General features: G+C 64.5%; 13 protein-coding genes. 11 read left to right on the top strand and 2 right to left on the bottom strand.

From position 1 onward, the window contains the following. The first annotated feature begins 106 nt into the window (after positions 1–106). The 11 genes from RTCK_RS10835 to RTCK_RS10885 all read left to right on the top strand — a co-directional run bounded on the left by RTCK_RS10835 (position 107) and on the right by RTCK_RS10885 (position 11,447). The gene (locus RTCK_RS10835) at positions 107–1,312 is read left to right on the top strand and encodes an ABC transporter substrate-binding protein (protein ID WP_142592811.1); all 1,206 of its coding nucleotides are present in this window, start codon (positions 107–109) and stop codon (positions 1,310–1,312) included. 6 nt (positions 1,313–1,318) lie between these two features. Beyond that, positions 1,319–2,101 carry an ABC transporter ATP-binding protein gene (locus tag RTCK_RS10840; RefSeq protein WP_142519648.1) on the top strand — a complete coding sequence of 261 codons (783 nt, stop codon included), beginning with the start codon at positions 1,319–1,321 and terminating at the stop codon, positions 2,099–2,101. 1 nt (position 2,102) lies between these two features. After that, the gene (locus tag RTCK_RS10845) at positions 2,103–2,804 is read left to right on the top strand and encodes an ABC transporter ATP-binding protein (protein ID WP_142519649.1); all 702 of its coding nucleotides are present in this window, start codon (positions 2,103–2,105) and stop codon (positions 2,802–2,804) included. Positions 2,805–2,806: 2 nt separating this feature from the next. After that, the gene (locus tag RTCK_RS10850) at positions 2,807–3,694 is read left to right on the top strand and encodes a branched-chain amino acid ABC transporter permease (protein ID WP_142519650.1); all 888 of its coding nucleotides are present in this window, start codon (positions 2,807–2,809) and stop codon (positions 3,692–3,694) included. Between the two features lies 1 nt (position 3,695). Continuing rightward, positions 3,696–4,694 carry a branched-chain amino acid ABC transporter permease gene (locus RTCK_RS10855; protein ID WP_142519651.1) on the top strand — a complete coding sequence of 333 codons (999 nt, stop codon included), beginning with the start codon at positions 3,696–3,698 and terminating at the stop codon, positions 4,692–4,694. Between the two features lie 102 nt (positions 4,695–4,796). After that, positions 4,797–6,392: a GMC family oxidoreductase gene (locus RTCK_RS10860; protein WP_142592812.1), complete on the top strand. Its 1,596-nt coding sequence runs from the start codon at positions 4,797–4,799 to the stop codon at positions 6,390–6,392. After that, positions 6,389–7,486 (top strand): enoyl-CoA hydratase/isomerase family protein, encoded by a 1,098-nt coding sequence (locus tag RTCK_RS10865; RefSeq protein ID WP_408004527.1) that lies wholly within the window; start codon positions 6,389–6,391, stop codon positions 7,484–7,486. The genes RTCK_RS10860 and RTCK_RS10865 overlap by 4 nt, the downstream gene beginning before the upstream one ends. Before the next feature lie 160 nt (positions 7,487–7,646). After that, positions 7,647–8,633: a thiosulfate ABC transporter substrate-binding protein CysP gene (gene cysP, locus RTCK_RS10870; RefSeq protein WP_142592814.1), complete on the top strand. Its 987-nt coding sequence runs from the start codon at positions 7,647–7,649 to the stop codon at positions 8,631–8,633. A 77-nt stretch (positions 8,634–8,710) separates the two neighbouring features. Beyond that, positions 8,711–9,532, top strand: a complete 822-nt coding sequence (cysT, locus tag RTCK_RS10875; protein ID WP_142592815.1) for a sulfate ABC transporter permease subunit CysT — start codon at positions 8,711–8,713, stop codon at positions 9,530–9,532. 3 nt (positions 9,533–9,535) lie between these two features. Beyond that, positions 9,536–10,423, top strand: a complete 888-nt coding sequence (gene cysW / locus RTCK_RS10880) for a sulfate ABC transporter permease subunit CysW (protein ID WP_142592816.1) — start codon at positions 9,536–9,538, stop codon at positions 10,421–10,423. A gap of 4 nt (positions 10,424–10,427) precedes the next feature. Further along, the gene (locus RTCK_RS10885; RefSeq protein ID WP_142592817.1) at positions 10,428–11,447 is read left to right on the top strand and encodes a sulfate/molybdate ABC transporter ATP-binding protein; all 1,020 of its coding nucleotides are present in this window, start codon (positions 10,428–10,430) and stop codon (positions 11,445–11,447) included. A gap of 81 nt (positions 11,448–11,528) precedes the next feature. Here the strand turns inward: RTCK_RS10885 and RTCK_RS10890 are convergent, their stop codons facing one another. Continuing rightward, entirely contained in the window at positions 11,529–12,965 is a 1,437-nt protein-coding gene (locus tag RTCK_RS10890; RefSeq protein ID WP_142592818.1) for an NAD-dependent succinate-semialdehyde dehydrogenase, read from the bottom strand. A gap of 252 nt (positions 12,966–13,217) precedes the next feature. Further along, the gene (locus RTCK_RS10895) at positions 13,218–14,405 is read right to left on the bottom strand and encodes an acyl-CoA dehydrogenase (RefSeq protein WP_142519659.1); all 1,188 of its coding nucleotides are present in this window, start codon (positions 14,403–14,405) and stop codon (positions 13,218–13,220) included. Between the last annotated feature and the right edge of the window lie 43 nt (positions 14,406–14,448).

Raw genomic sequence — 14,448 nt, forward strand, 5'->3', positions numbered from 1 at the left:
ACCGGTGAAATCCGGAACCATAGCCGCGGTAAGGGTCGCCTTGAGGAGGGCGGCCTCCCAAAAATGAACAGATTCGCACTCTGGCTTTCTCTGGGAGGAGAATATCATGCGGAAGAACCTCATCACGTCGCTGGCATTCCTGCTGGCGGGCAGCACCGCTGCGCTGGCGCAGAGCGCCTCAGACGGCAAGGTCAAGATCGGCATCCTGAACGACCAGTCCGGCGTCTATGCGGACTTCGGCGGCAAGTCTTCCGTCGAGGCCGCGAAAATGGCCATAGAAGATTTCGGCGGCAAGGTGCTCGACGTGCCGGTGGAGATCGTCGACGCCGACCACCAGAACAAGCCGGACATCGCTTCGAACATCGCTCGCCAGTGGTACGACACCGAGCAGGTCGACTCCATCATGGAGCTGACGACATCGTCGGTTGCGCTCGCCGTGCAGGCGCTCAGCAAGGAAAAGAAGAAGATCAACATGGTCACGGGTGCCGCGACGACGGACCTGACCGGCAAGCAGTGCAGTCCCTACGGCTTCCATTGGGCCTATGACACCCATGCGCTCGCCGTCGGCACGGGTGGCGCGCTCGTGAAGCAGGGCGGCGACAGCTGGTTTTTCCTCACGGCCGACTACGCTTTCGGCTATTCGCTGGAAGAGCAGACCGGTACCTTCGTGAAGTCGGCCGGCGGTAACGTGGTGGGAGCTGTCCGCCATCCGCTCGCCACCAACGACTTCTCGTCATTCCTGCTGCAGGCGCAGTCTTCGGGCGCGAAGGTTATCGGCCTCGCCAATGCGGGCCTCGATACGGCAAACGCCATCAAGCAGGCGGCAGAATTCGGCATCACCGCCGGCGGGCAGAACCTCGCCGCACTGCTGTTCACGCTGGCGGAAGTCCATGGTCTCGGCGTCGAGGCGGCGCAGGGACTGACGCTGACGGAGGGCTATTACTGGAACCTCGACGACCAGAGCCGCGAGTTCGGCAAGCGCTTCTTCGAGCGTACCGGGAAGATGCCGAACATGATCCATGCCGGCACCTATTCCGCAGTCCTCCAGTATCTGAAGGCCGTGGAGAAGGCAGGCACGGACGAGACGGAAGCCGTCGCGAGGGCCCTGCATGAAATGCCGGTCGAGGATTTCTTCGCCCGCAACGGCACGGTCGGCGCGAACGGCCGGATGATCCACGACATGTATCTCCTGCAGGTGAAGAAGCCCGGTGAGAGCAGTGAGCCGTGGGACTATTTCAACGTGCTGGCGACGATTCCGGGCAAGGAAGCCTATATCGACCCGGCCAAGAGCGGCTGCGAGCTGGTGAAGTAAGCCGTCATGGCAAATACCGCAGTCCATGCGAACGAGGAGCCGCGGGTGGTGCTGTCCGCCCGCGGCCTCACCAAGGTCTTCGGCGCGTTCGCCGCCGTGAAGGATGTCGACCTCGATGTCCATCACGCCCGCGTGCATGCGCTGATTGGTCCAAACGGCGCCGGCAAGACCACCGTATTCAACCTCCTGACCAAGTTCCTGCAGCCATCCGCAGGCCGCATCACCCTGCTCGGAACGGACATCACCAATACCGCGCCGGACAAGGTGGCGCGCATGGGGCTGGTGCGCTCCTTCCAGATTTCAGCAGTCTTTCCGCACCTGACCGTGCTGGACAACGTCCGGGTTGCCCTGCAACGGCCCAACAGCCTCGCCACCCAGTTCTGGCTGCCCATGTCTTCGCTCGGCCGGCTTAACCAGCGTGCCGAGGAGCTTCTGTCGGCGGTTGGGCTGCTCGACGCCCGCAACACGATGGCCGCCGATCTCTCCTATGGCCGCAAGCGCGTGCTGGAGATCGCCACCACCCTGGCGCTCGATCCCAAGGTGCTGCTGCTCGACGAGCCCATGGCCGGCATGGGGCAGGAGGATATCGGCACCGTCTCCGGTATCATCCGCAACGTTGCCAGGGAGCGCGCCGTCCTGATGGTGGAGCACAATCTTTCGGTCGTTGCCGACATCTGCCATCACGTGACGGTGCTGCAGCGCGGCGAGATCCTGGCGGAAGGCGACTATGCGACCGTCAGTCAGGATCCGCGCGTGCGGACGGCCTATATGGGCACGGAGGAGGCGTGAGATGAAACCGCTTCTGGAAGTCCGTGGCCTCAATGCCTGGTATGGTGAAAGCCATGTGCTGCACGGCGTCGACATGACCGTGGGCGAGGGCGAGATGATCACCATCCTCGGCCGCAACGGAGTGGGCAAGACCACGACGCTGAGAACGATCATGGGCATCGTCCGCGAGCGCAAGGGCCAGATCATGTTCGACGGCCGCGACATGATGGGCGTGCCGCTCCATCGCACCGCCCATTCCGGGATAGGCTTCGTGCCGGAAGAGCGCGGCATCTTCGCGACACTGACGGTGGAGGAGAATCTCCTGCTGCCGCCGGTGGTCGCCGGCAGCGGCATGTCGCTGGACGAGATCTACGAACTCTTCCCCAATCTTCTCGAGCGGCGCTCCAGCCCCGGCACCAAGCTTTCCGGCGGCGAGCAGCAGATGCTGGCGATCGCCCGCATCCTGCGCACGGGGGTGCGCCTGCTCATCCTCGACGAGCCGACGGAAGGGCTGGCCCCGGTCATCGTGCAGCGGATCGGCGAGGTGCTGAAGACGCTGAAGGAACGCGGCATGACGGTTCTGCTGGTGGAACAGAACTTCCGCTTCGCCAGCCGCGTCGCCGATCGCTTCTACCTGATGGACCACGGCCAGATGGTGGCCGATTTCCCCGTCGGTGAACTGCCGGAGCGGATGGACATGCTGCATAAAGTGCTGGGAGTCTGACGATGACGATGATCTTCGGTATCCCCCTCCAGGCCTTTCTCGGTCAGTTGCTGATCGGCCTCATCAACGGCTCGTTCTACGCGCTCTTGAGTCTCGGGCTGGCTGTTATCTTCGGCCTTCTCAGGGTCATCAACTTCGCGCACGGTGCGCAGTACATGCTGGGGGCCTTCGTCGCGCTGCTGCTGCTTCAGTATTTCGGGATCAGCTATTGGCTGGCGCTCGTCATCGCGCCGATCGTCGTAGGCCTCGTGGGGGCTGTGATCGAGCGGACGATGCTGAGCCGCCTCTACAAGCTCGATCCCCTCTACGGCCTTCTCTTCACCTTCGGGCTGGCCCTGGCGATCGAGGGGACCTTCCGCTACCTCTACGGTGCGGCGGGGCAACCCTATTCGGTTCCGGCAGCGCTTGCGGGCGGCACCAATCTCGGCTTCATGTTCCTGCCGATCTACCGCGGCTGGGTGGTCGTCATCTCGCTCGTCGCCTGCATCGGCACCTGGCTCCTCATCGAGAAGACCAAGCTCGGCTCCTATCTGCGGGCAGCGACGGAGAATCCCGTTCTCGTCCAGGCCTTCGGCGTGAATGTGCCGATGCTTCTGACCTTGACCTATGGCCTCGGCGCCGGCCTCGCCGCGTTTGCCGGCGTGCTTGCGGCGCCCGTCTACCAGGTCTCGCCGCTGATGGGTACGAACCTCATCATCGTCGTCTTCGCGGTGGTCGTCGTCGGCGGCATGGGCTCGATCATGGGCGCCATCGTCACGGGTTACATGCTGGGCATCGCCGAAGGGCTGACCAAGGTCTTCTATCCGGAGGCATCGAACATCGTCATCTTCGTCATCATGGCGATCGTACTGCTCATCAGGCCGGCTGGCCTCTTCGGACGGGATGCGTGACATGAGCCATACGACCCACACGGCCACTGAAGTTCGGGCAGAACGAGCCCCCACGGCATCGTTCACCTATGCGGCGTTCCTGCTGGCGGGACTTGCCTTCCTGCTGGTCGCGCCGATGTTCTTCTACCCCATCTTCCTGATGAAGCTTCTCTGCTTCGCGCTCTTCGCCTGCGCCTTCAACCTGCTGCTCGGCTATACGGGGCTTCTCTCCTTCGGCCATGCCACCTTCTTCGGCGGGGCGGCCTATTTCACGGCACATGCGGTGAAGGAATGGGGCTGGACGCCGGAACTGGGCGTGCTGCTCGGCGTGGCCGGCGCGGCAGCGCTCGGCCTCGTCATGGGTTTCGTCGCCATCCGCCGCCAGGGCATCTATTTCGCGATGATCACGCTGGCGCTGTCGCAGATGTTCTTCTTCTTCTGCCTGCAGGCGGAGTTCACGCGCGGCGAGGACGGCATCCAGCAGGTGCCGCGCGGCCACCTCTTCGGCTTCATCGACCTCAACGTCGCGACCAACATGTATTACTTCGTGCTGGCCGTCTTCGTCATCGGCCTCGCGGTCATCTGGCGCTTCGTGAACTCGCCCTTCGGCATGATCCTCAAGTCGATCCGCGAGAACGAGGCGCGCGCCACCTCGCTCGGCTATTCCGTAGCGCACTACAAGCTCGGCGCCTTCGTCATGTCGGCGGCGCTCGCGGGGCTGGCTGGCGGGGTGAAATCGCTCGTCTTCCAGTTCGCGACGCTCACGGACGTCACCTGGCAGATGTCCGGTGAGGTGATCCTGATGACGCTTCTCGGCGGCATCGGCACGCTGATCGGGCCCATCTTCGGGGCGGGCCTGGTCGTCACGCTGCAGAACTACCTCGCGACCTCCGACTTCCCGGTCACGATCATCACCGGCGTCGTCTTCATGGTCTGCGTGCTTGTCTTCCGCCGCGGCATCATCGGCGAATTCTACGCATCGCGTCTCGGTCGTCGGCTGGGGTTCGAGCACAGGCACTGACGGCGGGGCCGGACGCGCCGGGCGCGCGTCCATCGGGAAAGATCGAGGCAGCCGGACCGCAGGCTTTCGTCTGTGGTGACGGCGAGCCTTTGGAGGCGTGTCATGGAACAGTACGACTATATCGTCGTGGGCGCAGGGAGCGCGGGATGCGTTCTCGCCAATCGGCTGTCGGCCGACAGCCGCAACCGGGTGCTCTTGCTGGAGGCGGGCGGGACGGACAACTACCACTGGGTTCATATTCCGGTAGGCTATCTCTACTGCATCAACAATCCGCGTACCGACTGGTGCTTCACCACGGAGAAGGAAGAAGGGCTCAACGGCCGCTCGCTCTTCTATCCGCGTGGAAAGCTGCTCGGCGGCTGTTCCTCCATCAACGGCATGATCTACATGCGCGGCCAGGCGCGCGATTACGACCTCTGGCGCCAGTCGGGCTGCGAGGGCTGGGGCTGGGACGACGTGCTGCCCTATTTCAGGAAGTCGGAGGATCATTATCGCGGGGCGGACGATCTGCACGGCGCCGGAGGCGAATGGCGGGTGGAGAAGTCGCGCGTACGCTGGGCCGTGCTCGACGCCTTCCAGAAGGCGGCGGAGGAGGCCGGGATCCCGATCACGGAGGATTTCAACCGCGGTTCGAACGAGGGATCCGGCTATTTCGACGTCAACCAGCGGGCCGGCATCCGCTGGAATACGTCGAAGGCCTTCCTTCGGCCGGCCAAGGGGCGGCGCAACCTGAGGATCCTCACCAAGGCCCATGCGCGGCGACTGATCGTCGAGGGTGGCGAGGTGAGGGGCGTGGAATTCCAGCACAACGGCGTCGCCAAGCGCGCGCTCGCGTCCCGTGAGACGATCCTCAGCGCCGGCTCGATCGGGTCGCCGCAGATCCTCGAGCTTTCCGGCATCGGCCGCGGGGAGGTGCTGCGGCAGGCGGGGATCGAGGTCCTCAAGGAGGTGAAGGGGGTGGGCGAGAACCTGCAGGACCACCTGCAACTACGCATGGTCTACAAGGTCACCGGCGTCCCGACGCTGAACGAGAAGGCGTCGCGGCTCATCGGCAAGGCGGCGATCGGCCTCGAATACGCCTTCCGCCGGTCAGGGCCCATGTCGATGGCGCCGAGCCAGCTCGGCATCTTCACGCGGTCGGGGCCGGACAAGGAAATGCCCGACCTGCAATACCACATCCAGCCCGTCTCGCTCGACAAGTTCGGAGACCCGGTGCACGGCTTCCCGGCGATGACGGCGAGCGTCTGTAACCTCAGGCCGGAAAGCCGCGGCTCGGTGCATGTGAAGAGCGGCGACTTCGCGGCCGCGCCCGCGATCAAGCCCAACTACCTTTCAGCACCGGCGGACCGTGACGTCGCGGTGAAGGCGATCCGGCTGACGCGCGAGATCGTCAAAAAGCCGTCCTTCGCCCGCTATCATCCCGAGGAGTACAAGCCGGGGCCGGGCTACGAAACGGATGCCGACCTGGAAAAGGCGGCGGGCGATATCGGCACGACGATCTTCCACCCGGTCGGCACCCTGCGGATGGGCGCCGACGTCGACAGCGTCGTGGATTCCCGCTTGCGTATGCGGGCACTCGGGAGGCTCAGGGTGGCGGATGCGTCGATCATGCCGAATATCGTTTCCGGCAACACCAATTCCCCGACTATCATGATCGCCGAAAAGGCGGCGGAGATGATTCTGGCCGACAATCGATGATGCCGGAGGACAGCGTGCGGGGCGTGGCGACGATGAGCGATGAAGTGATACTCGACCGGGCCGGCTCGGCGGCGGTGATCCGGCTCAACCGGCCGAAGGCGTTGAACAGCATCAACCTGCCGATGGTGCGGACCATTCATACCGCGCTGGCGCAGTATCTGGACGATCCAGCGGTCGGAGCCGTCATCTTGCAGGGCGAGGGCGAACGCGGGCTCTGCGCCGGCGGCGATATCCGCGTGCTGTACGACATGGGGAAAGCCGGCGATCCCGAGGCTACCCGATTCTGGCGGGAGGAGTTTCCCCTCAACTACGCGATCTCCCATTACCGCAAGCCCTATATCGCCCTGATGGACGGGATCACCATGGGCGGCGGCGTGGGGCTCTCCTCGCACGGCCGCCATCGGATCGTGACGGAGCGGACACGGCTCGCCATGCCCGAAACCGGCATCGGCTACTTCCCGGACGTCGGCGCCACTTGGCTCCTGCCGAAGGCTCCTGGCGAGGTCGGGACTTGGATCGGCCTGACGGGCGGGGAGATGGATGCCGCCGATGCCATCCACGCCGGGCTTGCGGATGCGCTTGTCCCGTCGGAGCGGCTGTCGGAACTCGTCGAAGCGATCGGCGCGCTGGAGGCGGATGCCGGCGACGAGGCTGTTGGAAAGGTGATTTCACGCTTCGCGGTCAGGCCTGGCGCGAGCAAGCTTCAGGCGAACCAGGCGACGATCGACCGCTGCTTCGGCTTCGACCGCGTCGAGGACATTCTGGAGGCGCTCGCCAGGGAGGAGGGGGAGTTCGCCGCTGCCGCCCGCGAAACCATGCTCAAGCGCTCCCCGACCAGCCTGAAGCTGACCTTGCGCCTGCTGCGCGCGGGACGGGAGAGTTCCGGTCTCGTGGAGTGCCTCGAACGGGAGTTCGGAGCAGGTGTGGAGATCCTGCGGAACCACGACTTCTACGAAGGCGTCCGTGCGGCGATCATAGACAAGGACCGTAATCCGCAATGGTCGCCGGCGACGCTCGACGAGGTGACGGCGGAGAGCATCGACCGGTACCTCGGCGGCAGGCACGGAAGTCTTTTCCCGGATCATCGGCTCTGACGCAGCTTTAGCGTCTGCACTCGATCGATGAAGCGTTGCTGTGATCCGGCAGAAAAAGAAATGGAAATTCTAAAGCGCGTGCCCGGTGGGGTCGTGGGTTTCTCGCGATCCCTTTCGTCTGCCGGTAGGTTCGGATCATCCTCGAATACCGGAGACCTTCATGAACCGCCTCCTCATCCTCGGCACCGCCGTTGCCGCCTTGTTCGCAGCGCCGGCTTTCGCGCAGTCGCCGACAACCCTTCTCAATGCCTCCTATGACGTGGCCCGCGAAGTCTTTGCCGCGGAGAATGAAGCGTTCATAAAGCAGCATCCCGGCGTCACCATCGACCAGTCGCATGCCGGCACCTCCAAGCAGGCGCGCGCCATCGTCGAGGGGTTGGAAGCGGATGTGGTCACCTTCAACCAGGTCACCGACATCGATTTCCTGGTGAAGCAGGGCTTCGTCTCCGACGACTGGCAGCAGGATTTCGCCAACAGCGCCTCGCCCTTCTATTCTTTCCCGTCCTTCCTCGTACGCGCGGGCAATCCCAAGAACATCAAGGATTGGAGCGACCTGGCCCGGGACGACGTGAAGGTCATCTTCCCGAACCCGAAGACGTCGGGTAACGCCCGTTACACCTACCTTGCCGCATTGGCCTACGCCAAGGAGGCGTTCAAGGGCGACGAGGAGCAGGTCGAGGCATTCATCGCGAAGATCTTCGACAACGTGCCCGTCTTCGATACCGGAGGCCGCGCGGCCACCACCACCTTCGTCGAGCGCGAGATCGGCGATGTGATCATCACCTTCGAATCCGAGACGCGTTCCATCGCCAAGGAATACGGAACCGACAAGTTCAAAGCCGTGGTTCCCTCGGTCAGCCTGCTTGCCGAATTCCCCGTCGCGATCGTCGACAAGGTGGTAGACAAGCGCGGTTCGCGCGACCTTGCCAAGACCTATCTCGACTTCCTCTACACCGAAGAAGGTCAACGTATCGCCGCTGAATTCGGTCACCGCGTCCACAACGAGAAGGTTTCCGCCGAGTTCAAGGACCAGTTCCCGGAGATCCGGCTGGTCAATGTCGATGATGTCTTCGGGGGCTGGAGCAAGATCCAGGAGGAGCACTTCGCCTCCGGCGCCACGCTCGACAAGCTGTACGGCAGCCGTTAATCCGTCTCCCAGGACGGACCCTCCCGGCGGTCGCAAGGCCGTCGGGTCTTTCGCATTCCGAGCACAGGGGAATAGGCTTGAGACGCAATGTCCTGCCGGGGCTTTCGTTATCGCTTGGCGTCACGCTCTTCTACGTCGGGCTGATCGTGGTGCTGCCGCTTGTCGCACTCATCTTCAAGGCGGCGAGCCTTGGGCCCGCCGACTACTGGTCGATCGTTTCCTCGCCGCGCGCGGTCGCCAGCTACCGTGTCACCGTGCTTTCGGCTCTCGGTGCCACTGCCTTCAATCTCGTCTTCGGGCTGGCGCTGGCCTGGGTTCTCACCCGCTACCGCTTCCCCGGCTGGCGCTTCGTAGACGCAATGGTGGATCTTCCGTTCGCCTTGCCGACGGCGGTCGCGGGCATTTCGCTGACCGCCCTCTTCGCCAGCAACGGCTGGTTCGGCTCGGTCCTCTCCGATCTCGGGATCAAGGTCGCCTATACGCCGCTCGGCATCATGATTGCCATGTGCTTCACCTCGCTGCCCTTCATCGTGCGGACGGTGCAGCCGGTGCTGGAGGATCTGGACCCGGCACTGGAGGAGGCGGCGCAGTCGCTTGGCGGCTCGGACTGGACGATCTTCGGCACGGTCATCTTCCCCTTGCTGAAGCCGGCGCTGCTGGCGGGCCTTTCGCTCTCTTTCGCGCGGTCGCTCGGGGAGTTCGGGGCGATCATCTTCATCGCCGGCAACCAACCCATGTCGACGGAGATCACGGCGCTTCTCGTCTTCATCCGGCTGGAGGAATATGACTACCAGGCCGCGGCTGCGATCGCCTCGGTCCTGCTCTTTACCGCCTTTGCCATGCTGGCGATCACCAACCTCCTGCAGGCGCGTGCCTTGCGCTATACCGCGAGGAACTGACCGATGTCCGCCGTCCATACCCGGCGCAAGCCACCACGCGTCGGCGACCAGCCGCTCTTCCGGCGCCTGCTGATCGCCACCGTGCTGATCCTCGGGGCGTTGCTGATCCTGGCGCCGCTCATCGTCATCGGCTTCGAAGCCTTCTCGGAAGGCTGGCGCGCCTATGCCTCTACGATCGCGCATCCCGACACGCGGCACGCGATCTTCCTCACAGTGGTCACGGCGCTCGTCGCCGTACCCGTCAACACGATCTTCGGGGTGGCCGCGGCATGGGCGATCACGAAGTTCGACTTTCCGGGCCGGCGGTTCCTGCTGGTGGTGATCGAAATCCCCTTTTCCATCTCGCCGATCGTCGCCGGGGTGGCCTATCTCTTCGTCTACGGATTGCAAGGTTTCTTCGGCCCCCTCCTCGAGGCCTACGAGATCAAGGTTCTCTTCGCGCTGCCAGGCATCGTTCTGGCCTCGATGTTCGTCACCGCTCCCTTCGTGGCGCGGGAACTCATTCCGCTGATGCAGGCCCAGGGGCGCGACCTGGAGGAGGCCGCGACCTCGCTCGGCGCGTCCGGCTGGCGCACCTTCTTCTCCGTCACGCTTCCCAACATCAAGTGGGCACTGCTCTACGGCGTGGTGCTCTGCAATGCCCGCGTGATGGGCGAGTTCGGTGCGGTGTCGGTGGTGTCCGGCAACATTCGCGGCCAAACGAACACTCTGCCGCTGCATATCGAACTGCTCTATCACGACTACCAGGCCGCGGGCGCATTTGCCTCGGCCTCCATTCTGGCGGTCATCGCCGTCTTCACCATCATCGCCAAGGTGGCGCTGGAACGGCAAGGAGCCGGCCGCATCCGTCGACCCGCCCTTGCCGCCGGTGCGGCCGCTTCTACCGAGTGAACCCATGAAGATCCGCCTCGATCACGTCGTCAAGACGTTCCACACCTTCCGCGCCGTGCGCGATGTCTCACTCGATATCGAGAGCGGCGAGCTTGTCGCGCTGCTCGGCCCCTCGGGATCCGGCAAGACGACCATCCTGCGCATGGTGGCCGGCCTCGAATATGCCGATGGCGGCCATATCTATTTCGGCGATCAAGACGCGACCGACATTCCGGTGCGCGACCGCGGCGTCGGCTTCGTCTTCCAGCACTATGCGCTCTTCCCGCATATGACCGTGGCCGAGAACATCGCCTTCGGCATGAAGGTCTCGAAGGTGAAGCGCGAGAAGGCTGCGATCGCCGCCCGCGTGGAGGAATTGCTGCGGCTCGTGCGGCTCGAAGGGCTGGGCGACAGGTTCCCGGCGCAGATCTCCGGCGGCCAGCGGCAGCGGGTGGCATTGGCGCGCGCGCTCGCCGTCGATCCCAAGGTGCTGCTGCTCGATGAACCCTTCGGGGCGCTCGATGCCAACGTCCGGCGGGAGTTGCGCCGGTGGCTGCGGGAAATCCACGACGAGCTCGGCATCACGACGCTGTTCGTCACCCACGACCAGGAAGAGGCGCTCGATCTCGCCGACCGCGTCGTCATCCTCAACGAGGGCACGATCGTCCAGCAGGGGACGCCGGAAGAAGTCTGCCGCTCGCCCGGCTCCGCCTTCGTGACCCGCTTCCTCGGGGATGCCAACCGGCTCGAGGCAGAAGTGCGCGGCGGCAAGGCCCATGTCGGCAGCGTCTCGCTTGCGGCCGACGGTATTCCCGATGGCGCAGCCGAAGTTTATGCGCGACCGAGCGACCTCGAATGGTCGGCCGCTGGGCCGGGCATCGCGGCCTCTATCACCCGTGTGCTCGACCGTCCCGGCGGCCGGCGGGTGATGGCCATCACCACGGGCGGAGAGCATCTGGAGTTCGACGTGGAGCCCGAGCTTGCTGTGCATGCGGGCCAGCAGGGCTTCGTAACCCTGCGCCGTGCACAGGTTTTCGCCCGCTGACGGTGCTGCGCGAACGAGAGCAGGACAAACGCCAAAGCCGGCAGGATGACCTGCCGGCTTTCGCCTTCTCCGCGTCAGGCCTCAGTTCATCTGCGTGACGAACCGGGTCTCCAGATAGGCTTCCACCGCTTCCGAGCCGCCCTCCGTGCCATAGCCGGAATCCTTGATGCCGCCGAAGGGCACTTCCGGGATCGACAGGCCGTTGTGGTTGATCGTCAGCATGCCGGCTTCCATGTGGCGGCTCAGGGCATGCGCCGTCTTCACGGAGCCGGTGAACGCGTAGGATGCAAGGCCGAAGGGCAGGCGGTTTGCCTCTTCGAGCGCGTCGTCCAGATGCGAGAACCGGTTGATGATGGCGAGCGGTCCGAAGGGTTCCTCGTTCATCATCTTGGCGGAGGTGGGCACTTCCGTCAGCACGGTCGGTTCAAAGAAATAGCCCTTGTTGCCGATCCGGCGGCCGCCGGTCTTCAGCTCAGCCCCCTTGCCGACCGCGTCGTTGATCATGTCTTCCATGGCGGGCATGCGGCGCTCGTTGGCGAGCGGCCCCATGGTCACGCCGTCTTCCAGGCCATTGCCCACCCTGATCGCCTGCGAGGCCTTCACGAAACCTTCCACGAAACGGTCGGCGATGCCGTCCTGAACCAGGAAACGGGTGGGCGCAACGCAGACCTGGCCGGCATTGCGGAACTTCGCTGCCGCCGTGACCTCGATCGCCTTCTCGATATCGGCGTCGTCGAAGATGATCGCCGGCGCATGTCCGCCGAGTTCCATGGTGGCACGCTTCATATGCTTGCCGGCCAGTGCCGCCAGATGCTTACCCACGGGCGTGGAGCCGGTGAAGGAGATCTTGCGGATCACCGGATGCGGGATGAGGTATTCCGAAATCTCCGAGGGGATGCCGTAGACGAGGTTGACGACACCGGCCGGCACGCCGGCATCGGCGAAAACCCGGATCAGTTCGGCCGGGGAGGCGGGTGTTTCTTCCGGCGCCTTGACGATGATCGAGCAGCCGGTGCAGAGCGCAGCCGACAGCTTGCGGACGATCTGGTTGATCGGGAAGTTCCACGGCGTAAAGGCCGCAACCGGGCCGACCGGGAGCTTGACCGTCATCTGGGAGACGCCGCTGAAGCGGGACGGGATGATCTGGCCGTAGGTTCGGCGGCCTTCCTCGGCGAACCAGTCGATCGTATCGGCGGCGCCGAGGATCTCCGTCTTCGACTGAGCCAGAGGCTTGCCCTGCTCGCGGGTCATCAGCCAGGCGACGTAGTCCACCCGCTGGCGCAGCAGGTCGGCCGCCTTGCGCATGATCTTCGACCGTTCGAGGGGCGAGGTCTCGCGCCAGACCTTGAAACCCCGTTCAGCCGCTTCCAGCGCCATGTCGAGGTCCGCCTGCCGGGCATGGGCAATCTTCCCGATGACTTCCTCCGTCGCCGGATCGGAAACCGGGATGGTCTCGCCCCCGGCGGCGTCGCGCCAGGTGCCGTTGATGAAGAGCTGGACGTCGGGATAGGAGTGCATCGGATCGACCTCGTTGCGGGTGGCGTCGTATCAGGCGCCTGAAGAAATGGCTGCGGGCTGCGGTCGTTGACACGACAACAGCGCCGCCGCCGGATGGCGGGAGTGGCGAGGGGGCTCGCCGCCGCTCCGGCGGAGACGATTCCCTTCGCAGGTCCTATGTAGGATGCCGGATCAGGCGAGCCAAGACACGTTGTCGGACAACGGACGTGTCTTCTGGCGCTGCGCCGCCCGACGGGCGCCTGTGGCGTTCGATCAGAAGAAGGCCTGGATTCCGGTCTGTGCGCGGCCGAGGATCAGGGCATGGACATCGTGCGTGCCCTCGTAGGTGTTGACCGTCTCGAGGTTCTGGGCGTGGCGCATTACGTGGTATTCGATCTGGATGCCGTTGCCGCCATGCATGTCGCGGGCCTGGCGGGCGATGTCGAGCGCCTTGCCGCAGTTGTTGCGCTTGACGATGGAAATCATCTCCGGCGCCATCTTCTTCTCGTCCATCAGTCGGCCGACGCGCAGTGAGCCCTGCAGGCCGAGCGCGATCTCCGTCTGCATGTCGGCAAGCTTCTTCTGGTAGAGTTGGGTGCCGGCGAGCGGCTTGCCGAACTGCTTGCGGTCGAGGCCGTACTGGCGGGCGCGGAACCAGCAGTCTTCCGCCGCGCCCATGACGCCCCAGGAGATGCCGTAGCGGGCGCGGTTGAGGCAGCCGAACGGCCCCTTGAGGCCCGAGACGTTCGGGAGCAGCGCATCCTCGCCGACCTCGACGCCGTCCATGACGATCTCGCCGGTGATGGAGGCGCGTAGTGAAAGCTTGCCGCCGATCTTCGGCGCGGAGAGGCCCTTCATCCCCTTCTCCAGCACGAAGCCCCGGATTTCGTTGTTGTGCGCTTCCGACTTCGCCCAGACGACGAAGACATCTGCGATCGGAGCGTTGGAGATCCACATCTTGGAGCCGCGCAGGCGATAGCCGCCGTCGATCTTCTCCGCCCGGGTCTTCATGCCGCCGGGGTCGGAGCCGGCATCCGGCTCCGTCAGCCCGAAGCAGCCGATCAACTCGCCGGATACGAGACCCGGCAGGTACTTGTCCTTCTGCTCCTCCGAGCCGTAGGCGTAGATCGGATAGATCACCAGCGACGACTGGACGCTCATCATCGAGCGGTAACCGGAATCGATGCGCTCCACCTCGCGGGCGACGAGGCCGTAGGCCACGTAGCTCGCATCCGCCGCACCGTATTTCTCCGGCAGCGTCACGCCGAGAAGGCCGGCCTGGCCCATCAGGCGGAAGAGTTCCGGTTCCGTCGTCTCGTTGAGGTAGGCCTCCTGCACGCGCGGCAGGAGTTCGGCCTTGCCGAAGGCGGCCGCGGCATCGCGGATCATCCGCTCCTCGTCGGTCAGTTGGTCCTCGAGCAGAAAGGGATCGTTCCAGGAAAATGCCGCGCGTGCGTTCACGATGATGCCTCCGGTTTGGTAGCGGATTATCGGGGAGGGCGGG

The sequence above is a fragment of the Pseudorhizobium endolithicum genome, assembly GCF_902153245.2.
Classification (GTDB): Bacteria; Pseudomonadota; Alphaproteobacteria; order Rhizobiales; family Rhizobiaceae; genus Neorhizobium; species Neorhizobium endolithicum.